Here is a 23,891-nt window from a genome sequence, read left to right as displayed (position 1 = left end):
GGCATGGGGGTGCGCGTAGGCGCATGATCGGGCGCATGACCGATTCCGCAGACGACACCCCGCAGTCCGCGATGCTCCCGATCCCCACCGTGCGTCCCGGCGCCGCGTCCCGATCCACGGCGGCACCCTCGGGAATGCGTCGTGCGCTGCGCCGGGCACGCGACGGGGTCGCACTGAACGTCGACGAAGCGGCAGTCCTGCTGCAGGCCCGGGGGGCCGATCTCGAGGATCTCTGTGCGTCGGCGGCGCGGGTGCGCGACGCCGGGCTTCTCGCCGAAGGGCGTCCCGGTACGGTCACCTACTCGCGCAAGGTGTTCGTGCCCATCACCCGGTTGTGCCGGGATCGATGCCACTACTGCACCTTCGTCACGGTCCCCGGCAAGCTCCGCGCCGAGGGGCGCGGCATGTACCTCGAACCCGACGAGATCCTCGAGATCGCCCGTCAGGGGGCCGAACTGGGGTGCAAGGAGGCCCTGTTCACGCTCGGCGACCGGCCCGAGGACCGGTGGCCCGAAGCGAAGCAGTGGCTCGACGAGCGCGGATACGACTCGACCCTCGACTACGTGCGGGCGATGGCGATCCGCGTCCTCGAGGAGACCGGACTGCTGCCGCACCTCAATCCCGGGGTGATGAGCTGGGCCGAGATCTCGCGGCTGAAGCCGGTCGCCCCGTCGATGGGCATGATGCTCGAGACGACCTCCGAACGGTTGTTCACCGAGAAGGGGCAGTGCCACTACGGCAGCCCCGACAAGGATCCGGCGGTGCGACTGCGGGTGCTGACCGACGCGGGACGTCTCGCGGTGCCGTTCACCACGGGCATCCTCGTCGGGATCGGTGAGGACTTCACCGAGCGTGCCGAATCGATCCACGCGATCCGCAAGTCGCACAAGGCGTTCGGTCACATCCAGGAAGTGATCGTCCAGAACTTCCGTGCCAAGGACGACACCGCGATGCGTGAGCACGACGATGCGGAGCTCGACGAGTTCCTCGCCGCGATCGCCGTCGCGCGACTCGTCCTCGGACCGGGCATGCGCATCCAGGCACCGCCGAACCTCGTGTCGCCGGACGAATGCCGCGCGCTGCTCGGCGCGGGTGTCGACGACTGGGGCGGTGTCTCGCCGTTGACCCCCGACCACGTCAACCCCGAGCGGCCGTGGCCCGGTCTGGACACCCTCGCGCGCCTGAGCGCCGAGGCCGGCTTCGAACTCACCGAACGGATCGCCGCGCAGCCGCAGTACGTGCTCGCGGGCCAGCCATGGATCGATCCGCGCATCACCGCCCACGTACACGCCCTCGCCGACCCGGCCACGGGCCTCGCCCGCGAGGTGATCCCGTCCGGACTGCCCTGGCAGGAACCCGACGTCGACTGGGAGTCGTCGGGACGGGTCGACCTGAACTCCGAGATCGACGTGACCGGCCGCAACACCGAGCACCGGTCGGATCTGGGGAGTGCCTTCGGCGACTGGGAGACCGTCCGCGAACAGGTGCTCGAGCTCGGTGCCTCCGCGCCGGTGCGGCTCGACAGCGACGTGCTCTCGGCGCTGCGCTCCGCGGAGCGCGATCCGGGCGGCTGCTCCGAAGCGGAGTACATCGCCCTCGCCAACGCCGACGGCGCCGGCCTCGAAGCGCTCGTGGCGCTCGCCGACCAGCTGCGCCGCGACACCGTCGGCGACGACGTGACCTACGTCGTCAACCGGAATATCAACTTCACCAACATCTGCTACACCGGCTGCCGGTTCTGTGCCTTCGCGCAGCGCAAGGGCGACGCCGACGCGTTCACCCTCTCGGCGAGCGAGGTCGCCGACCGGGCGTGGGAGGCGCACGTCGCCGGTGCCACCGAGGTGTGCATGCAGGGCGGCATCGACCCCGAGTTGCCGGTGACCGGCTACGCCGACCTGGTCCGCGCCGTCAAGGCGCGGGTGCCGTCGATGCACGTCCACGCGTTCTCGCCGATGGAGATCGTCAACGGGGTCGCGCGCAGCGGCACGTCGATCCGCGAGTGGCTCACCGAACTGCGTGCGGCCGGACTCGACACCATCCCGGGTACCGCCGCCGAGATCCTCGACGACGAGGTGCGGTGGGTGCTCACCAAGGGCAAACTCCCGACGGCCGAGTGGATCGAGGTGGTGACCACCGCACACGAGGTGGGTCTGCGCTCGAGTTCGACGATGATGTACGGCCACGTCGACCAGCCGCACCACTGGGTGGGTCATCTGAACGTGATCCGCGGGATCCAGGACAGCACGGGAGGATTCACCGAGTTCGTGCTGTTGCCTTTCGTGCACCAGTCGTCGCCGCTGTATCTGGCCGGCGCGTCGCGGCCGGGCCCGACCATGCGCGACAACCGTGCCGCGCACGCTCTCGCCCGGGTCATGCTGCACGGTCGTATCGACAACATCCAGACCAGCTGGGTCAAGCTCGGTGTCGCCGGAACCCGGGCCATGCTCGAAGGCGGCGCGAACGATCTCGGCGGCACCCTGATGGAGGAGACCATCTCGCGCATGGCCGGATCGCAGCACGGTTCGGAGAAGACCGTCGCCGAACTCGTCGCGATCGCCGAGGGCATCGGGCGGCCGGCGCGTCAGCGGACCACCGCGTACACCCCCATCGAGATCCCGGTCACCTCGGGCTGACCTGTCGCGGATTCTCCCGGTCGAAGTAGGGGACCCTTACTCCGGACGTCTGCGGAGGGTCGGGGGATACTGGAGGACCGTGGGCGCCGAGGGCGTCCGCTCGGGCGAGGCCGCGCAGGTCGGCGGGCTTACAGAGAGGCAGGGAGAACAGCAGTGACGTACACGATTGCGGAACCGTGCGTGGACGTGTTGGACAAGGCATGCATCGAGGAGTGCCCCGTCGACTGCATCTACGAGGGCGGTCGCATGCTGTACATCCACCCCGACGAGTGCGTCGACTGCGGTGCGTGCGAGCCCGTGTGCCCCGTCGAAGCGATCTTCTACGAAGACGACGTCCCGGACGAGTGGTCCGAGTACGTCAAGGCCAACGTCGACTTCTTCGACGATCTCGGCTCGCCCGGTGGCGCCGCGAAGCTCGGCAAGGTCGACTACGACCCGCCGTTCGTCAAGAACCTCCCTCCCATGGGCGAAGAGTGACGAACGGACCGGTGGAACTGTCGTGAGCGCTCGTGTCCGCCGTTCGGTGGCCAAGAACCTGCCGGACTTCCCCTGGGATTCCCTGACCGACGCGAAAGCGAAGGCCGCGGCGCATCCCGAGGGCATCGTCAACCTGTCGGTGGGCACACCGGTCGACCCGGTTGCTCCCGTGATCCGTGAGGCACTCGTCTCCGTCGCGGAAGAGCCCGGCTACCCGGCCACGCACGGCACCCCCGAACTGCGGCGGGCGGCCGTGGGTGCGCTCGAGCGCCGCTACGGCATCACCGGTCTCGACGACGCCGCGATCCTGCCGGCGATCGGCACCAAGGAGATGATCGCCTGGTTGCCGTCGTTGCTCGGTCTCGGCGCCGACGATCTCGTCGTCATCCCCGAACTGGCGTACCCGACCTACGAGGTGGGCGGCCTGCTCGCCGGCACCCGCATCATCCGCGCCGACGGACTGACCCGCCTCGGCCCCGAGGTGGCGTCGCTGGTCTTCGTGAACTCGCCGTCGAACCCCACCGGCAAGGTGCTCGGCCCCGACCACCTCCGCAAGGTCGTCGACTGGGCGCGCAGCCGCGACGCGATCGTCGTCTCCGACGAGTGCTATCTCGGTCTCACCTGGGAGGGTGAGGCGCTGTCGATCCTGCACCCGAGCGTGTGCGGGGACGACCACACCAACCTCCTCGCGGTGCACTCGCTGTCGAAGACCTCGAATCTTGCGAGCTACCGGGCCGGTTTCGTCACCGGCGACGCCGCCCTCGTGGCCGACCTGCTCGAGGTCCGCAAGCACTCCGGCATGATGTTGCCGCTGCCGATCCAGGCGGCCATGACCGCGGCACTGAACGACGACGAGCACGAGAACGCGCAGCGCGAGAAGTACCGCAAGCGCCGCGAGGTGCTGCTCGCCGCCGTGCGCGGGGCCGGCTTCACCGTCGACCATTCGGAGGCGGGCCTGTACCTGTGGGCGTCGCGCGGTGAGGAATGCCGCGCGACCGTCGACTGGTTCGCCGAACGAGGAATCCTCGTGGCGCCCGGTGAGTTCTACGGTCCCGGTGGTGTCCTGCACGTCCGGATCGCGCTGACCGCCACCGACGACGACATCGCCGCTGCCGCTGCTCGGTTGCGCTGATCGAGCGCAGTCATCGCTCGACCCGGCGCCTGGCGGGCGGGTCGCCGGTAGATTGGCCCCGTGAGTTCGTCCGGTGAGGATCCGCTGCTGTGGATGCTCTACGTCGCCGCGGTGGCGATCGCCGGGGTGAGTGCGTCGCGCTCCTGGTCCGGGAGTGCCACGCACACAAGGACCCGATCGTTCTGGTGGCCCCCGCCCGTCGCGGCCACGGTCCTGTGGTCGATCGTCGCGATGGCGTCGCTGACCCGGCTGATCTTCCCGGAACTGCTCGACGTCTTCCGAAGACAACCGGTCCGCACCCGCGATGCGGGGGAGTGGTGGCGCGTCCTCACCGCCGGTCTGATCGAGGACGGCGGAGTGCTCCTCACCGTCGTGAACCTCGTGCTGTTCGCGGTGGTCGCCGTCGCGATCGTGCGGGTATGGGGGTGGTACCGGGCGCTCGGGTTGTTCGTGGTCGGCCAGTTGCTGTGGGGGCTGTTCACCACCTTCGTCTTCCCGTCCGACGGCGCGGGAACGACCGGCGCGACGCTCGCGTCGGCCGCGACCCTGGCGGGACTGTGGCCGGTCGTCGGGGCGACACGCCCGCTGCTCGTCGCGTCCGCGACGACCTTCGTTCTCGGTGTGGTGCTCGTGGTCGCGGGCGACGCGCACGGCGTGGCGATCCTGATCGGGATGCTGCTGGGCGCGGTACTGGCCACGGTGCTTCCCCCACCGCACCTGGCGCGGGCATCGGTGTCGGCGACGCGTGGCGACGTCCGCACCTGACCGCCCCGATGGGAGCGCGGCGACGATGTGGGATCGTGGCTGCTGTGTCTGCACTGCTTCGTTCGCTGAACCCGCTGGCCGTCGCGCGCGGCGACGATCTCCCGGACGCCGTTCGTATCGACGGCCACACCCTCTCCCGTAGCGATCTGCTCGGTGCGGCAACCGCGGTCGCCGCGCGGGTGGCACGGGCCGATCGGGTGGCCGTCCTCGCGACTCCCGGCGCGACCACCGTTGTCGCCGTGACGGGCGCTCTGCTCGCCGGGACGACGGTGGTGCCGGTGCCACCGGATTCGGGGCCGGCCGAACTCGCGCACATCCTGACCGATTCGGGCGCGCAGGCCTGGCTCGGTCCGGCGCCCGAGGTACAGCATCCCGACGTCCCGGAGCTGCCGAGCCTGCCGGTCCGGTTGCACGCCCGCGACTGGCACCATCTGCCGGAGCCGAACCCGGCGCGAATCGCCTTCGTGCTCTACACCTCCGGTACCACCGGCGCTCCGAAGGGTGTGCTCCTGAGCCGACGGGCGATCGCCGCGGGCATCGACGCGCTCGCCGAGGCGTGGGCCTGGACCGAACGCGACGCGCTCGTGCACGGGCTTCCGCTGTTCCACGTGCACGGACTCGTGCTCGGCGTGGTGGGTGCGCTGCGCGTGGGCAGTCGGCTGGTCCACACCGGCAGGCCCACGCCGAAGGCCTATGCGGACGCGCAGGGTTCCCTGTACTTCGGGGTGCCGACGGTGTGGACGCGCGTCGTCGAGGACGAGGAATCCGCTCGCGCGCTGAGCGGTGCGCGTCTGCTCGTCTCGGGCAGCGCACCGCTGCCGGTACCGGTCTTCGAACGACTGCGTGAGCTCACGGGCCTGGTCCCGATCGAGCGGTACGGCATGAGTGAGACGATGCTGACCCTCAGCACGCGAGTCGACGGTGAGCGCCGCCCCGGCTGGGTCGGCACGCCCGTGGCCGGTGTGGAGACACGGCTGCGCGACGAGCAGGGCCGCGACGTGCCCCACGACGGGGAGAGCATCGGTGTGCTGCAGGTACGCGGGCCGATGCTGTTCGACGGTTATCTGAACCGGCCCGAGGCCACCGCGGCGGCGTGGACCGAGGACGGATGGTTCGTCACCGGTGATGTGGCGGTCGTCGACGAGGCCGGATTCCATCGCATCGTGGGCCGGGAGTCGACCGATCTCATCAAGACCGGCGGGTTCCGGGTGGGTGCGGGAGAAATCGAGACGGTCCTGCTCGGGCATCCCGCTGTGCGGGAGGTCGCCGTGGCAGGGTTGCCCGACGAGGACCTCGGTCAGCGGATCGTCGCGTTCGTGGTGCCCGCCGCCGGGGGTCCGGAGGTCGATGAGGAGGAACTGATAAGCCTTGTCGCACAACAACTGTCCGTCCACAAGCGACCCCGGGAAGTGCGCGTGGTGAGCGACCTTCCGCGCAACGCGATGGGCAAGGTGCAGAAGAAGAAACTGGCCTGACACGGTCGGCGGGGGAGAGCCGGCAGGTAGGTTCCTGTTACCGGGATTTCGTGGAAAATCGGTCACAGGGGTTGCATGTGTCACACTCCGAGGCGGATTCTCTACTGCACCGTATGTAGATCTACTTACTTCGATGGGGGTTCGAGGGATGTCTGTAACGGATCAGGTCCGGGTGCCCGGGCACGAGCGTCGGGGGGACGGTGATCACGCCGCGCTCTTCCTGGTGGATGGTAAGCCCGCGTCCGTTCCGCTGCGCGATCTGCCGGCCGTGGCCCGCAAACTCGTGGCGCATTTCGCCGACAACGTGGCTCCGTGTTCGCTCCGGCCGGGGGAATCGCTGCGCGGCGACGTCACCGAGGTCACCGTGCGCTGCCTGCGCATCGCGATCCATCTCCTCGACTCGGGAGAACTGCCGTCCGACGCCGAGCTCGCCGACCTGCGCAGCAGCGCCGCCCAATGGGCCCGCGCCGGATTCCGGCTCGAATACATGCTCCGGATCTACCACGAAGGCATCAGGCTCGGCTGGGAACTGGTCACCGATCGAGCCCGGGAGGGCGATGTCTCCTCCGTCGCCGACGCGTCCCGGCTGTGGATGGCCCTGCTCGAGAAGGTCACCGTCGCCGCGACCACCGGTTTCGTCGCCGAACTCGACGCCATCCGGCGCGAACGCGACGTCGCCGCGCAGGAGCTGGTCACCGCACTGCTCAGCGGGCAGGACGCCGCGACGGTCGCGCAACGCTCGGGTCTGGTGCTCGCAGACACCTACACCGTGCTGGCGGTCGCGCTCACCCGTCATCCCGACGAGCGCAATCCGCATGTGCGGCCCGAGGTCGTCGCGCGACGCACCCTGCGCCGGGTCGAGACCGAACTCGAAGCGATCTGCGAGGGCCGCCACCTCGCGATGCTCGGGCCCGAGGGCGGCACCGTCCTGTTGCCCGAGTCGCCCTCGACCGAGGCGATCGAGGGGTTCCGGCAGCGCATCGAGACCGTCGCGGGCGTGTCCGTCACGGTCGCTCTCGTCCACGCTCCCGTCCGGGAGGTGCCCACCGCGGCGAAGCAGGCCCACGAACTGCTCGATCTCGTGCGACGGCTCGGCCGCCCGGTCGGCGCCTACGGCATGCAGGATCTCGCCCTCGAATACCAGCTCACCCGGCCCGGGCCGGCGCGCCGCCATCTCGCGCGCGTGCTCGATCCGCTCGACGAATCACCCGAACTCGTCGAGACGCTGGAAACCCACATCGCACACGACCTCAGCCGGCAGCTCACGGCCAAGACCCTGCACGTCCACGCGAACACGGTCGACTACCGGCTCAAGCGCGTCGCGCAGCTCACCGGCTTCGACCCGACCCGGCCTTCCGGGCTGCGGCAACTGCAGGCGGCACTGATCGCTCGGCGGCTCGAACAGGAGACCTCCGAACAAGGCTGATATCGGGTCGGATTCGGCTTCCCGAGGTCTCTCGGTCGATATCATCGGTCTCGGGCGACCGAGGGGCGTCACCCGGAGTGAACGCGAGGGGGCCGGCGCATGGCGGGGGAGTCCGAACCGTCCGATTCGGATCCGCCGGTCCGTCGTGGCGGGGAGCGCGAGGGTGCACGGCCGGGCAGGCGCCGGATGCGCTGGCTCGTCGTCCCCGCGATCCTCGTCCTCGCAGCAGGATCGGTCGCCTTCCTCATCGTGGAGGACGGACGCGCCTGCGACGTGGTCGAGCGGTACACGGTGGCGGTGTCCTCCGATCTCGCCCCGGTGATCGGGGAGACAGCCCCTCCGGAGTGTGCCGAATTCGACGTCGTGGAACAGGAACCGGGCGAGGTATCGGCGCGGATCGCGACGGACGACGTCCCGGACCTGTGGATTCCGGCGGGCGGCTGGTGGGCCTCGTGGGCGGGAAGGAATGCCTCGGGCCCGGTGCGCACGGTGTCGACGCCTCTCGCCACGACGCCGCTCGTGCTCGCGGGTGAACCGGGCAGCGTCGAACCGGTGCCCGACTGGCAGGCCGCTCTGTCCCTACCCGATCTCGTCTTCGGCAATCCGCTGCGGTCCGGCCCCGCCGCGGGGGCAATCCGCGCCGTGCTGGCCGAAGCCGCCGACGATCCCGTCGCGATGGGAACGGTCCGTCCGGTCATGGCACCACTGGCCGAACGTGAGCTGGCCCGCGACGAGGAGGCACCTGCCGGCTCGGATCTGCTCGAAGAGGTCGTCTCGGACGGTGGGAAGGTGGTGGGCACCGAACAGCAGGTGGACACTTATCGCCGTGTCCACAAGCGAGATCTCGGTACCGCGGTACCCGGAACGGGCACCCCGCTCGTCGACTATCCATTGGTCGTGACCGCGCGCGGAGAGCGATACGACAGGGTGGCCGCCGCCGCGACCGTGCTGATCGACGCACTGCACACACCCGAAGGGTTGGACAGACTGGCCCGGCACGGATTCCGGGACGGGAACGGGCGGGTGCTCCCCGACGACCGGGGTGTGGGGCCCGTTCCCGTGCTGGAGCTCCAGGACGAGAGCGTCGCGGAAGAGGCGATGAACGTGTGGGCCCTGCGCGCGCTCCCCGTACGCACCGTCTTCGCAGTGGACGTCTCCGCGTCGATGAACCGGAATCTCGGCGACGAGAGCCGGATCGAACTGGTCCGCCGCGCCGCGACGGCCGCCAACGAGGTTCTGCCGGGGAGTGTCTCGGCCGGTCTGTGGTTCTTCGGCGGTGGAGTAGGCGGCGCCGACTACGTCGAGGCGGCACCGATACGACGCTTCGATTCGGTCGTCGCGGGCCGAACCCACCGCGATCGGCTCACCGCACTCGTGGCGCAGATGGCCGGGACGGCCGACGAGAGCACAGCGCTCTACGACACGATCCTCGCGGCCTTCCGGTACGTGGGGGACGGTTACGACCCGCGGGCGGCCAACAGTGTCGTCGTGGTGACGGACGGTGCCGACGACGGCTCGGATATCTCGAAGGACGAACTGCTCGCCACCCTCGCCGGGGAGAACGAGCCGCCGGTCCGGATCGTGACGATCGGACTCGGCGAGGATGTCGATTCCGCGACACTCGAGCAGATCGCGGAGGCGACCGGAGGAACGAGTTACCGGACGAGCGACCCGCTCGACATCACCGAGCTCGTGGTCACGGCGCTGGCCGATCGGACGGGTGGCTGACGGCCCGGTCGTGGGCGCGGTGCCAGACCAGTCCGAGCACGGTGATGATCATGAACAGCACGAAGGTCGACGCGAGCTGAACCCTCGCGGCGCTGTCGGACAGCATCAGCACGATGAAACCGATGAGCATCGCGAGGGTGAACCAGCTGAGATAGGGGAACAGCCACATGCGCAGGCGCAGGGTGCCCTCCCGTTCGAACCTGCGACGCAGACGCAGATGCGAGACGACGATGAACAGCCAGATCGCGATCAGCGCAGATCCGACCGCGTTGAGGAGGATCCCGAGGATCGTGTCGGGCAGTAGCCAGTTGAGCCACACGCTGACGAATCCGAAGAAGACCGAGACCAGGACCGCGTTGCGGGGCACCCCGTGGTGTGCGAGCTTGCTCAGCCATGCCGGACCGTCGCCTCCACGCGCCAGCGAGTACGCCATCCGCGAGGTGCCGTAGACGTTGGCATTGAAGGCCGACAGCAGCGCGATCACCACGACGAGTTCCATGAACCCGGACACGTAGGGGATACCGGCGATGTCGAGCACCGAGACGAAGGGGGACGTCTCGCCGCTCGCCGCGGTCCAGGGCAGCACGAGCACCATGATCGAGATCGAGCCGAGGTAGAAGACCGAGATCCGCCAGACCACGCTGCGCACGGCGGTGGCGATGGACCGTTCCGGGTCCTTCGATTCGGCCGCAGCGATCGTGACGATCTCGATTCCACCGAAGGCGAAGGCCACCGCGAGCAGACCGGCGGCGACACCGGCGATGCCGTTGGGTGCGAACCCGTCGCCGTCACCGAGCAGGTGGGTGGTGCCCACCGGTTCGGTTCCCGGGAGTAGGCCGAAGACGAGCAGGATGCCGATGACCAGGAAGCCGACGATGACCGCGACCTTCAGTGCCGCGAACCAGAACTCGAACTCGCCGAAGTTGGCGACCCGCGCCAGGTTGACGACCGCGAAGAAGGTGACGAACACCAGCGCGACCACCCATTGGGGTACGCCCGGTAGCCAGGATTGGACGATCGCCGAGGCGCCGGTGATCTCGACACCCAGCACCATGATCAGCATGAACCAGTAGAGCCACCCCATCGAGAAGCCGGCCCAGCGGCCGATCCCGATGCGCGCATAGTGCGAGAACGATCCGCTCACCGGCAGCGCGGCACCCATCTCGCCGAGCATGCGCATCACGAAGATGATCATGACGCCGGCGAGCAGGTACGACACGATGATGGCCGGACCGGCGGCGGCGATACCCACACCGGAACCGAGGAACAGACCCGCACCGATGGCGGATCCGAGTCCCATCATGGTCAGGTGGCGGACCTTCAGGCCGCTCCCGAGATGTTCGACCTCGGAAGCGGGCCGCTGGGTGTCACTCACGGTTTCTCGGTTCCGAATCTGTTGTCGCGTGCAGAGCTGGTCGTCGGCGCGCCGAGCTAGTCGTTGGCGTGCAGAGCCGCGTTCAGTTCGACGCCGCTGCCCTTGTTCGGCACGACCTCGACCGCGCCGCTCACCGAGTTGCGGCGCAGCAGGAGGTTGGACGCGCCGCTGAGGGTCGCGGCCTTGACCACAGTGCCGTCCGGGCCGGTGACCTTGGTGCCGGCGGTGACGTACAGGCCGGCCTCGACGATGCAGTCGTCGCCGAGCGAGATGCCCACACCCGCGTTCGCGCCGAGCAGGCAGCGCTTGCCGACGGAGATGACCTCCTTGCCACCTCCGGAGAGGGTGCCCATGATCGAGGCGCCACCACCGATGTCGGAGCCGTCGTCGACGACGACACCCGCGGAGATGCGGCCCTCGACCATGGAGTTGCCGAGCGTGCCGGCGTTGAAGTTGACGAAGCCCTCGTGCATGACGGTGGTGCCGGAGGCGAGGTGCGCGCCGAGGCGGACCCGGTCGGCGTCGGCGATGCGGACGCCGGAGGGAACGACGTAGTCGACCAGTCGGGGGAACTTGTCCACACCGAAGACGGTGACCGGTCCGCGGATGCGGAGGCGCGACCGCACGGTTTCGAAGTTGTCGAGCGCGCACGGGCCGTAGTTGGTCCACACGACGTTGGCGAGCAGACCGAAGATGCCGTCGAGGTTGAGGCCGTGCGGGCGGACGAGGCGGTGCGACAGCAGATGCAGGCGCAGGTAGGCGTCGTGGGTGTCGACGGGAGGCTTCGACAGGTCGGCGATGTCGGTGCGCACCACGACCTGCTGGACCTCGCGCGCCTCGTCGTGACCGGCGAGGAGGGCCAGGTCGGACGGGATGTCCGTGCCCTCGAGGCGTGTCGTTCCGGTTTCGCTCGGCTCGCCGAGGGCGGGTGCCGGGTACCACGTGTCGAGGACGGTCCCGTCCTCCGTGATGTTCGCGATGCCTACTGCTGATGCTCCGTGTGCACTCACGGGTGAGAAGCGTACGCGAGGCGGTCCTGGGCCTGTGTCCCCCCTGAGAAAATCGTGTGCGGGGTCTGAGGGGGATACGCGTTTCGTATCGTGCAGGTATGCCCGTACCGCAGCTGGACCTGCACGCCGACCCTGTCGAACTGACCGCCGCGCTCGTCGACATCCCGAGTGTGTCCCAGGACGAGACGCTCATCGCCGACGCCGTCGAGGTGGCCTTGCGGGAGCAGACCGACGGCTTCGAGATCGTGCGCAACGGCAACTGTGTCCTGGCGCGGACCGACCGGGGGCTCGGCAGCCGAGTGATGCTCGCCGGGCATCTCGACACCGTCCCGATCGCCGACAACGTGCCGTCGCGGCGCGACGGCGACCTGCTGTGGGGATGCGGCACCTCCGACATGAAGGCCGGCGACGCCGTCTTCCTGCACCTCGCAGCGACCGTCACCGATCCCGCCCACGACCTGACGATCGTGATGTACGACTGCGAGGAGATCGCGGCGTCCTTCAACGGGCTCGGGCGGATCGAGACCGAACTGCGCGACTGGCTCGACGCGGACGTCGCGATCCTGGGCGAACCCACCTCCGGTGAGATCGAGGCCGGTTGCCAGGGCACGCTGAGGGTGCGTATCACCACCGACGGCGTGCGGGCGCATTCGGCGCGCTCCTGGCTCGGCGACAACGCGATCCACAAGCTGGCTCCCGTGCTCGACCGTCTGTCCCGGTACGAGGCCCGGTCGGTCGACATCGACGGCTGCGTCTACCGCGAGGGCCTGTCGGCGGTGCGCATCGAGGGCGGTGTCGCCGGGAACGTGGTGCCCGACGCGGCCGCGCTCGACGTGAACTTCCGGTTCGCCCCGGATCGCAGCCCCGACGACGCTCTCGCACACGTTCGCGAGGTCTTCGACGGTCTCGCGATCTCGATGGAACTCACCGACATGTCGCCGGGCGCGCTGCCCGGACTGTCGAATCCGGCGGCGGCCGCGCTGGTCGAGGCCGCAGGCGGGAAGTTCCGGGCCAAGTACGGCTGGACCGACGTCTCGCGGTTCGCGGCGCTGGGCATTCCGGCCGTCAACTACGGCCCGGGCGACCCCAACCTTGCGCACAAGCGCGACGAGCACGTCGAGGTAGGACGGATCACCGAGGTGACCTCCGTTCTGCGCTCCTATCTCACCCGATAGCGTGACCGCCATGTCCGGCGACAACTCCTCCGAAGGCGGTTCCCGTCGCGAGATCGTGCAGCGGGGGCCGGTGCAGTTGCGCGGCGAGCGGGCCCGCGAGGCGACCACGATGGATCAGCGGTTGCTCGATCGCCGAGGGCCGTCCGACTGGGTGCACACCGATCCGTGGCGTGTCCTGCGGATCCAGAGCGAGTTCGTCGAGGGTTTCGGCGCACTCGCCGAGGTGCCCCGCGCCGTGGCGGTCTTCGGTTCCGCGCGTACCCCTGCCGACCATCCGGAATACGAGGTCGGCCGCAAGCTGGGAGCCGCGCTCGTCGACGCCGGGTACGCCGTGATCACCGGCGGCGGACCTGGTGCGATGGAAGCGGCCAACCGGGGGGCGAGCGAGGCCGGGGGCTTCTCGATCGGTCTCGGTATCGAGCTGCCGTTCGAGCAGAGCCTCAACGAATGGGTCGACCTCGGACTCAACTTCCGGTACTTCTTCGCACGCAAGACGATGTTCGTGAAGTACTCGCAGGCGTTCGTGTGCCTGCCCGGAGGTTTCGGCACTCTCGACGAACTGTTCGAGGCGCTGACCCTCGTACAGACCCACAAGATCACCCAGTTCCCGATCGTGCTGTTCGGCTCGGAGTACTGGAGCGGCCTGGTGGACTGGCTGCGCGAGACCCTGGTTCGCGACGGCAAGATCGCACCGGGCGATCTGGATCTGCTGTTCGTCACCGACGGCGTCGAGGACACCGTGGACATCATCCGCGAGGCGCATCGCGGTGAGGACGAGAACGAACTGCACGGACAGGAGAGTGGATGGTGACCGAGCCGTTGTCGGTCTGTGTGTACTGCGCGTCGGGACCTGTCGACCAGAAGTTCCTCGAACTCGCCGCCGCGGTGGGGACGGAGATCGGCCGACGGGGCTGGCAGCTGGTCTCCGGCGGCGGCAACGTGTCGATGATGGGCGCGGTCGCCGCTGCGGCCCGCGCGGCCGGGGCCTACACGATCGGCGTCATCCCCAAGGCGCTCGTGCACCGCGAGGTCGCGGACGTCGAGGCCGACGAGCTGATCGTCACCGAAACGATGCGCGAGCGCAAACGCATCATGGAGGACCGCGCCGACGCCTTCCTGACGCTGCCCGGCGGCATCGGAACCCTCGAGGAACTGTTCGAGACGTGGACGGCGGGGTATCTCGGTATGCATGACAAGCCGGTCGTGCTGCTCGATCCTGTGGGGCACTTCGACGGTCTGCTCACCTGGCTCGGATCGATGGTCGACACCGGCTTCGTCGCGCGACGCGCACTCGACGGTCTCGAGGTCACCACCGACCTCGCCGACGCGCTCGACCGGTGTGCAGCGCCGTACGCGGCGGTCTGAGATGTTCCACTTCGCCGCGCGCTTATCTACTCTTCGGTAAGTTCGGGGGAACGCCGTGGGTGTCGCCCGAGCGAACCCCACCCGTCCCCGACGCCGCCGTGAGGAAACCTGTCGTGACCACTCGATCCGCTCGAGACAATGCCCCCGTCGTGTCCCTGCCCGGACTCGTCTCGAAACTGCCCAGAATGGCTCCCGATCTCCCCCTCGTGTTGCGCGGGGCGGCCGGGATGATCCGGAAGCCGAACGCCCGCGAGACGATCGGCTCGGTCTTCCAGAAACTCGCCGAGCGTCACCCTGAGCGGCCCTTCCTGCGGTTCGAGGGCGGTTCGATCGGCTACGGCGAGGCCAACGCGCAGGTCAATCGATACGCCTCGGTGCTCGCCGATCGTGGTGTCGGGAAGGGCGAGGTCGTCGGCCTCCTCATGGGCAACCGGCCCGAGACACTGCTGGTCGTGCTGGCCGCGGTCAAACTGGGGGCGGCCGCGGGGATGCTCAACATCAACCAGCGCGGCGAGGTGCTCGAGCACAGCCTGTCGCTGCTCGACAGCGCCGTTCTGGTGATCGGGGAGGAGTGCGAGGAAGCCGTCGACTCCCTCGGGGGCGAACCGCAGGCCCGCACCGTGCTGCGCTTCACCGAACTCGGCACCGCCGCCCGCGACGCCGACGCGTCGAATCCCGCCGTCACCGAGGACCTCCGGGCGTCCGAGACCGCCTACTACATCTTCACCTCCGGTACGACAGGTCTGCCGAAGGCCAGCCGCATGACGCACTTCCGGTGGTTGAAGTCGATGTCGGGCCTCGGCAGCCTCGGAGTACGGCTGCGCCGCACCGACGTCCTGTACTCGTGCCTGCCGCTCTACCACAACAACGCTCTCACGGTCGCGTTGTCCTCGGTGCTCGCCGCCGGCGCCACCTTCGCGCTCGGCCGGAAGTTCTCGGCCTCCAATTTCTGGGACGACGCGGAGCGCAACGGCGCCACCGCCTTCATCTACATCGGCGAGATCTGCCGATACCTGCTCAACCAGCCGCAGCGGGAGGACGACGCAGACCACGGGATCCGTCTGGCCGTCGGCAACGGTCTGCGCGCCGAACTGTGGGACGAATTCACCGAACGCTTCGGTATCGACCGCGTCGCGGAGTTCTACGGGGCCAGCGAGTGCAACATCGCCTTCATCAATGCGCTCGACCAGAAGCGCACCGCCGGGATCTGCCCGCTGCCCTACGCAGTCGTCGAATTCGATCCGGACTCCGGGCAGGCACGTCGAAGCAACGACGGCCGGTTGACGAAGGTCGGCAAGGGCGAGGTCGGGCTGCTGCTCGCGAAGGTCACCTCCCGCGCGCCCTTCGACGGATACACCGACCCGGAGGCCACCGAGAAGAAGCTGCTGCGCGACGCGTTCTCCGACGGTGACGTGTGGTTCGACACCGGCGACCTCGTCCGCGACCAGGGCTGGATGCACGTCGCCTTCGTGGACCGGCTCGGCGACACCTTCCGGTGGAAGGGCGAGAACGTCGCGACCACGCAGGTCGAGGCCGCAGTGTCGTCGCACGAGACGGTCGCCGAAGCCGTCGTCTACGGGGTCGAGGTCGAGGGAGCCGACGGTCGTGCCGGAATGGCCGCGATCACCCTGAAGGAGGGTGTCGAGCTCGATGGGGCGGCGCTCGCGAAGTCTCTGCACGACGCGTTGCCGGACTACGCGGTTCCGCTCTTCGTCCGCGTCGTGGACGAGCTCGAGTACACGACGACCTTCAAGAGCCGGAAGGTCGACCTGCGCAAGCAGGGCCACACCGAGACCGGCGAGGATGCCGTGTACGTGCTCGCGAGTCGCAGTGAGGGTTACCGGCCGATCTTCGACGGCTTCGTCGACGGCGTCGCGAGGGGAGAATTGCCCGGTCGCTGAGCATGTCAGGATGGGATCATGAGCGGCCCCGCGACCGATGTCGACGAGCAGACCCCCGTGACCCGTCCCGGTCCGGCACCGTCCACCCTGTGCGGGCGCCCGGTCGCGACCGACCGTGCGCTCGTCATGGCGATCGTCAACCGCACGCCCGACTCGTTCTACGACAGGGGAGCGACCTTCGAGGACGACGCGGCGCTTGCGGCCGTCGACCGCGCCGTAGGCGAGGGTGCCGACCTCGTGGACATCGGCGGGGTGAAGGCCGGGCCGGGTGAGGTCGTCGACAGCGACGAGGAGATCCGCCGCGTCGTGCCGTTCGTCGCCGCGATCCGTGAGCGGTATCCGGATGTGCTCATCAGCGTCGACACCTGGCGCAGCGAGGTCGCGCGTCGCGCCCTGGCTGAGGGCGCCGATCTGATCAACGACACGTGGGCGGGCGCCGATCCGGAGCTCGTCGCGGTCGCCGCCGAACTCGGGGCCGGCATCGTCTGCTCCCACACCGGTGGTGCCGTACCGCGAACCCGGCCGCACCGCGTGCGGTACGCCGACGTCGTCGAGGAGGTGGCGGCGGAGGTCGTCGCGGCCGCGGATGCCGCGGCCCGCGCCGGCGTGGCGAGCGACTCGATCCTCATCGATCCGACCCACGATTTCGGAAAGAACACCTATCACGGACTCGCTCTGTTGCGGCACGTGGACGTTCTTGTAAAAACCGGGTGGCCTGTGCTTATGGCGCTGAGCAACAAGGACTTCGTGGGGGAGACTCTGGGAGTCGAACTCGCCGACCGGTTGGAGGGCACATTGGCAGCGACAGCTTTGGCCGCAGCGGCCGGCGCACGAATGTTCCGGGTACACGAGGTGGCAGCCACACGTCGGGTGGTCGACATGGTCGCGGCGATCGCGGGTACACGCCCGCCGGCGCGCACGGTGAGGGGGTTGGCATGAGTGCACCTGCACGCACGTGGAACGAGGTCAACAGCTGGGATCGGCCCACGTGGGCGATCGACGAGCTGATCGAGGCCAAGGCGGGCCGCACGGTGACCGTGGTGCTGCCCGCCCTCAACGAGGAGGAGACCGTCGCGGGAGTGATCGACACGATCCACCCGCTCCTCGGTGGTCTCGTGGACGAACTGGTGGTCCTCGATTCGGGTTCCACCGACGAGACCGCATCACGGGCACGGGCGGCGGGTGCCCGCGTCCTGTCCCGGGAGGAGGCGGTACCGGGCATCGAACCCGTCCCCGGCAAGGGGGAGGTGCTGTGGCGGTCGCTCGCCGCGACCTCCGGCGACATCATCGCCTTCGTCGACTCCGATCTGATCGATCCCGACCCGGCCTTCGTGCCGAAACTGCTCGGGCCGCTGCTGCTCGGCGACGGCATCCACCTCGTCAAGGGTTATTACCGGCGGCCGTTGCGTACCGGAGGCGGCGAGGACGCACACGGCGGGGGTCGGGTCACCGAGCTCGTCGCACGACCCCTGCTCGCGGCGCTGCGGCCGGAGCTGACCTGCGTGCTGCAACCGCTCGGCGGCGAGTACGCCGGCACGCGGGAACTGCTCGAGTCGGTCCCGTTCGCACCCGGTTACGGGGTGGAGATCGGGTTGCTGCTCGACACCTACGACCGGTTCGGTCTCCACGCGATCGCGCAGGTCAATCTCGGAGTCCGCAAGCACCGCAACCGGCCGCTGTCCGAGCTCGGAGCGATGAGCAGGCAGATCGTGGGCACGATGCTCGCGCGGTGCGGAATCTCCGATTCCGGTGCGCCGCTCACCCAGTTCCTCGTGGAGGGCGACGCGTTCGTGCCGTTCGACACCACCGTCGATCTCACCGACCGGCCGCCGATGGTGACGGTCACCGGCTGAACCGACCGCCCGGCACCGGACCCGGCCGGTGTCGGACGCTCGTGCCAAGATCGGTGCATGCTCACGGTTCTGCTGTACGTGCTCGTGATGGCGGGCGTCGCCGCGGTGCTGTTCTTCGTCGCGAGTGCCGTCTTCGGCCGGGGCGAGACGTTGGCGCCGCTGCCTCCGGGCACCACCGTCACGGTGCTGCCGGCCACCGACGTCACCGGCACCGACATCCGCGACCTGCGGTTCCAGCAGACCGTGCGGGGTTACAAGATGAGCGAGGTCGACTGGGCACTCGATCGTCTCGCCCGCGAGGTCGACGATCTGCGGGTCCGGCTCGCCGATGCGGAGGCGCGTGCGGCCGGTGGGTCGTCTGCCGGCGGAGACGCCGCAGCGCCACCGACCGGCGGCATCGAGCCGGACGACCTCACCGAAGGCGACGTCCCGGAAGACGATGCCCCGGAAGATGCCTCGTCGGAATCGTCGGCCACCAGCCGGGAGACGCGATGACCACCGACGAGAGGGTTCGGTGCCCGTGGGCTGTGGACGGTCCCGGATCGTCGCTCTACCGCGAGTACCACGACTACGAGTGGGGCCGGCCGCTGCACGGGCGCGACGAGATGTTCGAGCGGCTCTCGCTCGAGGCGTTCCAGTCGGGGCTGTCCTGGCTGACGATCCTGCGCAAGCGCGAGGCCTTCCGCGCGGCGTTCAGGAGGTTCGACGTCGATGCGGTCGCCTGTTTCACCGAGACCGACGTCGAGCGGTTGCTCGCCGACGCCGGCATCGTGCGCAACCGCCGCAAGATCGAGGCGGTGATCGCCAACGCGCGGGCCGTGCTCGAGTTGCCCACCGCCCTCGACGACCTGTTGTGGTCGTTCGCACCGCCGCGACGCGCGCGACGGTTACGCACGGTCGAGTCGATTCCGGCGGTGACACCGGAGTCCACGGCGATGGCCCGTGAGCTGAAGCATCGCGGCTTCCGATTTGTGGGCCCTACCACTGCATATGCGCTGATGCAGGCCACCGGGATGGTCGACGATCACCTGGAATCGTGCTGGGTGTCACTCGGCCCGTAGAACCCTGAGGGGTCTCTTACCCAGGAGTCAGCTACGCGCACGTATTCCGGATAGGGAAGAATGAGAAGGTGCGCGTCGCCGCGACCGGCGATGCAACCACACGGTAACCCACGCGCCCGGCGGTCGGGTGCAGATTTGGAGGGAGCAGAGGATGGCGGCCATGAAGCCCCGGACCGGGGACGGTCCCCTCGAAGCAACCAAAGAGGGACGAGGAATCGTCATGAGGGTTCCACTCGAGGGCGGCGGACGTCTGGTCGTCGAGCTCACGCCGGAAGAGGCTGCGGCACTCGGCGACGAACTCAAGAGTGTCACCAGCTGATCGGCCCCTCTCAGGGCACTCCGGGCCCCGCGCTCCTCGGCGCGCGGGGCCCGGTGTCGTCCTGAGACGACGATCGGAGGCGCGATGCTCGCCGACGTGATCGACCTTCTCGCGTGCCCGCACTGCGAGTCCGCGCTCGACCTCGACGACAACGTCGTGCTGTGCGAGCGTGGGCACAGCTTCGACGTCGCACGCCAGGGTTACGTGTCGCTGCTCGCCGGGGGGTCGACGCCCTTCACCGGCGACACCGCCGAGATGATCGCCGCCCGTGCCGATTTCCTCGGGGCCGGGCACTACGACCCGATCCGCGATGCGGTGGCCGACGTGTGCGTCGAATCGGCCGAGGGCACGGCTGCGACGATCCTCGAGGTAGGTGCCGGTACGGGGCAGTACCTCGCGAGCGTGCTCGACGCGATACCGGCGGCGCGCGGCATCGGACTCGACGTCTCCAAGCCTGCGGTGCGACGCATCGCCCGCAGTCACCCGCGGACGGGTGCGATCCTGGCCGACGCGTGGCAGCGGCTGCCCGTACGGTCCGCCTCGTTCACACACGTGCTGTCGGTCTTCGCGCCTCGCAACGCGGCCGAGAGCCACCGCGTGCTCACGCCCGGAGGGACGCTCGTCGTCGCCACACCCACCTCGGAGCACCTGCGCGAGCTGGTCGTGCTGCCCGGCATGGTGAGCGTGGACGACAAGAAGACCGAACGGCTGTCCTCGGCGCTGTCGGGACGCTTCGAGCGGACGAGGCGAACGGACGTGCGCTTCACGGCCGCCCTCCCGCGCGACGTGCTCGGTCTCGTCGCGGGGATGGGTCCGTCGGCGCACCACGTCACGTCCGAGCAACGCGAGCAGTTGCTGGCCTCGCTGCCCGACCCGTTCGAGGTGACGGTGTCGGTCACCGTCACCACGTGGCGACGGATCGACACGGTCGGCGAACTCAGCGCGCCGTGAGCACCTGCTGGTAGACGGCGACGGTCTGGCGGGCGATCTGCGCCCACGAGAATTCGTTGACGGCACGGTCGCGACCGGCCCGGCCCCACTCCGTGGCGCGGGCGCGATCGCTCGCCACCTCGTCGACAGCCGCGGCGAGTGCGCGCTCGTAGGTCTCGGTGTCGAAGGCGTCGTAGTGCACCAGGCGTCCGGTGACCCCGTCCTGCACGACCTCCGGGATGCCGCCCACGTCGGAGGCGACCACGGCGGTCTCGCAGGCCATCGCCTCGAGGTTGACGATCCCCAGCGGCTCGTACACCGAGGGGCACACGAAAACCGTCGCCGCGGAGAGCAGTTCGCGGACCGACTCGGTGGGCAGCATCTCGCGTACCCAGTGCACCCCGTCGCGGGCATCCTGCAGGGCCGCCACAGCGCGTTCGGTCTCCGCGGCGATCTCGGGGGTGTCGGGGGCACCGGCGCACAGGACGAGCTGGATGTCGGGGTCGAGATGGTGTGCCGCGGCGATCAGGTGCCCGACACCCTTCTGCCGGGTGATGCGGCCGACGAACACGACGATCGGGCGGTCCTCGTCGAGACCGATCCGGGTGACGACGGATTCGTGACCGGGCGCGGCCGGACCCGGGTGCCAGGCGGTGGTGTCGATCCCGTTGCGCACCACATGGACCCGCGCGGGATCGACGAAGGGGTACGCGTCGAGCACGTCGAGGCGCATCCCGTCGCTGACGGCGATGATCGCGTCGGCGTACCGGACCGCATTGCGCTCGGACCAGGAGGAGATGCGGTAGCCGCCTCCGAGCTGCTCGGCCTTCCACGGCCGTCGCGGCTCGAGGGAGTGCGCGGTGAGGATGTGCGGAACGTCGTGGAGTTCGGCGGCGAGATGCCCGGCCAGACCCGTGTACCAGGTGTGGGAGTGCACCACGTCGACGCCGGAGGCAGCATGCGCCATGCGCAATCCGGCGGACAGGGTCGTCAGAGCGGGATTGGCGTCGCGCAGTGCCGGGTCGGGGGAATGCACGAACGCGGTGTCGCGCGGTGCGCCCGTGCAGTGCACGTCGACCTCGACCAGCCGGCGCAGTTGTTCGACGAGTTCGGTGACGTGGACCCCGGCCCCGCCGTACACCTCAGGCGGATATTCCCGCGTCATCATTGCCACCCTCACCGCCTCAAACTAGCGGGCCGCGCAGGTTCCGGCCACCTGGCCCCGGAGGTGCGATCGGAGCGTCGAGATTCCGCTTCGCTGGCGGCGGCCTGGGTCGGGGGATAGGTTGAAGCGTGTGAGGAGTCAGCCCCATGTGCTTGGAATCGTTCTCGCCGGCGGCGAGGGCAAGCGTCTGTATCCGCTGACCGCGGACAGAGCCAAGCCGGCAGTGCCGTTCGGGGGCGCATACCGCCTCATCGACTTCGTGCTCAGCAATCTCGTGAATGCCGGCTATCTGCGCATCTGCGTTCTCACGCAGTACAAGTCGCACTCCCTGGACCGGCACATCTCGCAGACCTGGCGTTTGTCCGGTTTCACGGGTGAGTACATCACCCCGGTGCCGGCCCAGCAGCGTCTCGGTCCGCGCTGGTATACCGGCAGTGCCGACGCGATCCTGCAGTCGCTCAACCTGGTCTACGACGAGGATCCCGAGTACATCGTGGTCTTCGGTGCCGACCACGTCTATCGGATGGATCCCGAGCAGATGGTGCGTCAGCACATCGAGTCGGGAGCCGGCGTCACCGTCGCCGGTATCCGCGTGCCACGCAGCGAGGCGTTCGCGTTCGGATGCATCGACAGCGACGAGAGCGGCAGGATCACCCAGTTCCTCGAGAAGCCCGCGCACCCGCCCGGGACGCCCGACGACCCCAATGTCACGTTCGCGTCGATGGGCAACTACGTCTTCACCACGAAGGTCCTCGTCGAGGCGCTGCGGGCCGACTCGGAGAATCCCGACTCCGACCACGACATGGGCGGCGACATCATTCCCGCGCTCGTCGAGCAGGGCGAGGCCCACGTCTACGATTTCAACGACAACGTGGTCCCCGGTGCGACCGAACGCGACCGTGCCTACTGGCGCGACGTCGGCACGCTCGACGCCTTCTACGACGCCCACATGGACCTCGTGTCGGTCCACCCGATCTTCAACCTCTACAACCGGCGGTGGCCGATCCGTGGGGCGGCCGAGAACCTCCCGCCCGCGAAGTTCGTGCAGGGCGGACTGGCGCAGGAATCGATCGTCGGTGCCGGCAGTATCCTGTCCGCCGCGACCGTCCGGAACTCCGTGCTGAGCTCGAACGTCATGGTCGAGGACGGAGCAACCGTCGAGGGCAGCGTCCTCATGCCCGGTGTCCGTATCGGCAAGGGTGCGGTGGTGCGCCGCGCCATCCTCGACAAGAACGTCGTCGTCGGCGACGGCGAGATCATCGGGGTGGACCTCGAGCGCGACCGTCAGCGATTCGCGGTCAGCAACGGCGGTGTCGTCGCCATCGGCAAGGGCATCTGGATCTGAGAGCGCCTGTTCGGCGGGGAAGCTCTCGGCTGAGGCGCACCGCGCAGATCAGCTGAGGCGCACCGCGCAGAGGAGCCCGTCGCCGAGCGGCAGCACGACCGGTGCGAGACGCTCGTCGTCGGACACCGCGCGGGTGGCCTCGCGCACCGCGAGCACCGTCGCGTCGCGCGCGGCCGGGTCGGCGACCCGCCCGTCGAGAAGGGCGTTGTGCAGCACGATCACCCCACCCGGCCGGAGCAGGCGCACCCCTTCGCGCACGAAGTGCGGATGGTCGGCGGGGGTCGCGTCGACGAAGACCATGTCGTAGCCGGAGTCGGCGAGTCGCGGTAGCACGTCGAGCGCTCGGCCGTTGATGAGCCGGGTGCGCGACGCCACGATGCCGGCTTCCCGGAAGGCGATCTTCGCGGCGCGTTGATGTTCGGGTTCACTGTCGATCGTGGTGAGTACGCCGTCCTCACGGAGACCGTGCAGCAACCACAGTCCGCTCACACCCGCACCGGTGCCGATCTCCACTACCGTCCTGGCGTCGAGCATGCGGGCGAACATCGCGAGGGCGGCTCCGACGGAGGGGGAGACCGGGTCGGCGCCCAGATCTTCGGCACGGTCACGCGCCGCGGCGAGTTCCTCGTCCTCGACGACGATGTTCTCGGCGTGGGTCAGAATGCGATCGGCGTTGGTCTGCACCTCACCGAGGCTATCCTCGGCGATTCGCTCGCGCAGGCAGGCGCGCACGGAGTGATGCCGTGAGTTGTGTGA

22 protein-coding genes are annotated in these 23,891 nt (G+C 69.0%); 18 read left to right on the top strand and 4 right to left on the bottom strand.

Annotated features, from left to right (window positions below):
• The first annotated feature begins 35 nt into the window (after positions 1-35).
• From GON09_RS11330 to GON09_RS11300, 7 genes are all read left to right on the top strand, one after another.
• Positions 36-2,633 carry a bifunctional FO biosynthesis protein CofGH gene (locus GON09_RS11330; protein WP_213931884.1) on the top strand — a complete coding sequence of 866 codons (2,598 nt, stop codon included), beginning with the start codon at positions 36-38 and terminating at the stop codon, positions 2,631-2,633.
• A gap of 153 nt (positions 2,634-2,786) precedes the next feature.
• Positions 2,787-3,110 (top strand): ferredoxin, encoded by a 324-nt coding sequence (gene fdxA / locus GON09_RS11325; RefSeq protein ID WP_213931883.1) that lies wholly within the window; start codon positions 2,787-2,789, stop codon positions 3,108-3,110.
• 22 nt (positions 3,111-3,132) lie between these two features.
• Entirely contained in the window at positions 3,133-4,242 is a 1,110-nt protein-coding gene (dapC, locus tag GON09_RS11320) for a succinyldiaminopimelate transaminase (protein ID WP_307854355.1), read from the top strand.
• Between the two features lie 60 nt (positions 4,243-4,302).
• Positions 4,303-5,007 (top strand): rhomboid family intramembrane serine protease, encoded by a 705-nt coding sequence (locus tag GON09_RS11315; protein WP_213931882.1) that lies wholly within the window; start codon positions 4,303-4,305, stop codon positions 5,005-5,007.
• Between the two features lie 44 nt (positions 5,008-5,051).
• Complete coding sequence (locus tag GON09_RS11310) at positions 5,052-6,482, top strand: acyl-CoA synthetase (RefSeq protein ID WP_213931881.1); 1,431 nt, start codon at positions 5,052-5,054, stop codon at positions 6,480-6,482.
• 172 nt (positions 6,483-6,654) lie between these two features.
• Positions 6,655-7,908, top strand: a complete 1,254-nt coding sequence (locus GON09_RS11305) for a PucR family transcriptional regulator (protein ID WP_213934411.1) — start codon at positions 6,655-6,657, stop codon at positions 7,906-7,908.
• Between the two features lie 99 nt (positions 7,909-8,007).
• The gene (locus GON09_RS11300; protein WP_213931880.1) at positions 8,008-9,636 is read left to right on the top strand and encodes a substrate-binding and VWA domain-containing protein; all 1,629 of its coding nucleotides are present in this window, start codon (positions 8,008-8,010) and stop codon (positions 9,634-9,636) included.
• Here the strand turns inward: GON09_RS11300 and GON09_RS11295 are convergent.
• Complete coding sequence (locus GON09_RS11295; protein WP_374195392.1) at positions 9,605-10,939, bottom strand: amino acid permease; 1,335 nt, start codon at positions 10,937-10,939, stop codon at positions 9,605-9,607. The genes GON09_RS11300 and GON09_RS11295 overlap by 32 nt on opposite strands.
• Positions 10,940-11,067: 128 nt before the next feature.
• Positions 11,068-12,021 carry a 2,3,4,5-tetrahydropyridine-2,6-dicarboxylate N-succinyltransferase gene (dapD, locus tag GON09_RS11290; protein WP_213931878.1) on the bottom strand — a complete coding sequence of 318 codons (954 nt, stop codon included), beginning with the start codon at positions 12,019-12,021 and terminating at the stop codon, positions 11,068-11,070.
• Positions 12,022-12,119: 98 nt separating this feature from the next.
• On the opposite strand from dapD, the gene dapE reads away from it, so the two are divergent.
• The 10 genes from dapE (at position 12,120) to GON09_RS11240 (ending at position 20,646) form a co-directional block, all read left to right on the top strand.
• Positions 12,120-13,196, top strand: coding sequence for a succinyl-diaminopimelate desuccinylase (dapE, locus tag GON09_RS11285; RefSeq protein ID WP_213931877.1), 1,077 nt, complete (start codon positions 12,120-12,122; stop codon positions 13,194-13,196).
• Positions 13,197-13,206: 10 nt separating this feature from the next.
• Positions 13,207-14,007 (top strand): TIGR00730 family Rossman fold protein, encoded by an 801-nt coding sequence (locus tag GON09_RS11280; protein ID WP_213931876.1) that lies wholly within the window; start codon positions 13,207-13,209, stop codon positions 14,005-14,007.
• Entirely contained in the window at positions 14,001-14,561 is a 561-nt protein-coding gene (locus GON09_RS11275) for a TIGR00730 family Rossman fold protein (RefSeq protein WP_213931875.1), read from the top strand. The genes GON09_RS11280 and GON09_RS11275 overlap by 7 nt, the downstream gene beginning before the upstream one ends.
• 149 nt (positions 14,562-14,710) lie before the next feature.
• Positions 14,711-16,462, top strand: coding sequence for a long-chain-acyl-CoA synthetase (locus tag GON09_RS11270; protein ID WP_213934410.1), 1,752 nt, complete (start codon positions 14,711-14,713; stop codon positions 16,460-16,462).
• Between the two features lie 18 nt (positions 16,463-16,480).
• Positions 16,481-17,401: a dihydropteroate synthase gene (folP, locus tag GON09_RS11265; RefSeq protein ID WP_213931874.1), complete on the top strand. Its 921-nt coding sequence runs from the start codon at positions 16,481-16,483 to the stop codon at positions 17,399-17,401.
• Complete coding sequence (locus tag GON09_RS11260) at positions 17,398-18,315, top strand: glucosyl-3-phosphoglycerate synthase (protein ID WP_213931873.1); 918 nt, start codon at positions 17,398-17,400, stop codon at positions 18,313-18,315. Before folP ends, GON09_RS11260 begins: the two co-directional genes overlap by 4 nt.
• Positions 18,316-18,372: 57 nt before the next feature.
• Positions 18,373-18,810 carry a DivIVA domain-containing protein gene (locus GON09_RS11255; RefSeq protein ID WP_213931872.1) on the top strand — a complete coding sequence of 146 codons (438 nt, stop codon included), beginning with the start codon at positions 18,373-18,375 and terminating at the stop codon, positions 18,808-18,810.
• The gene (locus tag GON09_RS11250) at positions 18,807-19,376 is read left to right on the top strand and encodes a DNA-3-methyladenine glycosylase I (RefSeq protein ID WP_213931871.1); all 570 of its coding nucleotides are present in this window, start codon (positions 18,807-18,809) and stop codon (positions 19,374-19,376) included. The genes GON09_RS11255 and GON09_RS11250 overlap by 4 nt, the downstream gene beginning before the upstream one ends.
• Positions 19,377-19,527: 151 nt before the next feature.
• The gene (locus GON09_RS11245; RefSeq protein WP_006554284.1) at positions 19,528-19,695 is read left to right on the top strand and encodes a DUF3117 domain-containing protein; all 168 of its coding nucleotides are present in this window, start codon (positions 19,528-19,530) and stop codon (positions 19,693-19,695) included.
• Positions 19,696-19,779: 84 nt separating this feature from the next.
• Positions 19,780-20,646 carry a putative RNA methyltransferase gene (locus GON09_RS11240; protein WP_213931870.1) on the top strand — a complete coding sequence of 289 codons (867 nt, stop codon included), beginning with the start codon at positions 19,780-19,782 and terminating at the stop codon, positions 20,644-20,646.
• On the opposite strand, the gene glgA is transcribed toward GON09_RS11240, so the two are convergent.
• Positions 20,633-21,805, bottom strand: a complete 1,173-nt coding sequence (gene glgA / locus GON09_RS11235; RefSeq protein ID WP_213931869.1) for a glycogen synthase — start codon at positions 21,803-21,805, stop codon at positions 20,633-20,635. The two genes, GON09_RS11240 and glgA, sit on opposite strands and share 14 nt — an antisense overlap.
• Before the next feature lie 115 nt (positions 21,806-21,920).
• Here glgA and glgC point away from each other — a divergent pair, with 115 nt between their 5' ends.
• Positions 21,921-23,135: a glucose-1-phosphate adenylyltransferase gene (gene glgC / locus GON09_RS11230; RefSeq protein ID WP_213931868.1), complete on the top strand. Its 1,215-nt coding sequence runs from the start codon at positions 21,921-21,923 to the stop codon at positions 23,133-23,135.
• Between the two features lie 48 nt (positions 23,136-23,183).
• Here glgC and GON09_RS11225 read toward each other — a convergent pair whose 3' ends face one another.
• Complete coding sequence (locus tag GON09_RS11225; RefSeq protein ID WP_026002828.1) at positions 23,184-23,819, bottom strand: O-methyltransferase; 636 nt, start codon at positions 23,817-23,819, stop codon at positions 23,184-23,186.
• Between the last annotated feature and the right edge of the window lie 72 nt (positions 23,820-23,891).

This window comes from Rhodococcus sp. B50 (assembly GCF_013602415.1).
In the GTDB taxonomy this organism is placed as follows: Bacteria; Actinomycetota; Actinomycetes; order Mycobacteriales; family Mycobacteriaceae; genus Rhodococcus.
The sequence above is the reverse complement of the archived record's forward strand: the minus strand, read 5'-3'. Positions and strand labels throughout refer to the sequence as shown.

What these genes read in the sequence shown, in the direction of transcription:
- folP (WP_213931874.1), top strand. Translation starts at nt 16,481, where the DNA reads ATGAGCGGCCCCGCGACCGATGTCGACGAGCAGACCCCCGTGACCCGT.
- GON09_RS11275 (WP_213931875.1), top strand. Translation starts at nt 14,001, where the DNA reads ATGGTGACCGAGCCGTTGTCGGTCTGTGTGTACTGCGCGTCGGGACCT.
- GON09_RS11245 (WP_006554284.1), top strand. Translation starts at nt 19,528, where the DNA reads ATGGCGGCCATGAAGCCCCGGACCGGGGACGGTCCCCTCGAAGCAACC.
- GON09_RS11300 (WP_213931880.1), top strand. Translation starts at nt 8,008, where the DNA reads ATGGCGGGGGAGTCCGAACCGTCCGATTCGGATCCGCCGGTCCGTCGT.
- GON09_RS11255 (WP_213931872.1), top strand. Translation starts at nt 18,373, where the DNA reads ATGCTCACGGTTCTGCTGTACGTGCTCGTGATGGCGGGCGTCGCCGCG.
- GON09_RS11330 (WP_213931884.1), top strand. Translation starts at nt 36, where the DNA reads ATGACCGATTCCGCAGACGACACCCCGCAGTCCGCGATGCTCCCGATC.
- GON09_RS11240 (WP_213931870.1), top strand. Translation starts at nt 19,780, where the DNA reads ATGCTCGCCGACGTGATCGACCTTCTCGCGTGCCCGCACTGCGAGTCC.
- GON09_RS11295 (WP_374195392.1), bottom strand. Translation starts at nt 10,939, where the DNA reads ATGATGGGACTCGGATCCGCCATCGGTGCGGGTCTGTTCCTCGGTTCC.
- GON09_RS11260 (WP_213931873.1), top strand. Translation starts at nt 17,398, where the DNA reads ATGAGTGCACCTGCACGCACGTGGAACGAGGTCAACAGCTGGGATCGG.
- GON09_RS11280 (WP_213931876.1), top strand. Translation starts at nt 13,207, where the DNA reads ATGTCCGGCGACAACTCCTCCGAAGGCGGTTCCCGTCGCGAGATCGTG.
- dapE (WP_213931877.1), top strand. Translation starts at nt 12,120, where the DNA reads ATGCCCGTACCGCAGCTGGACCTGCACGCCGACCCTGTCGAACTGACC.
- GON09_RS11250 (WP_213931871.1), top strand. Translation starts at nt 18,807, where the DNA reads ATGACCACCGACGAGAGGGTTCGGTGCCCGTGGGCTGTGGACGGTCCC.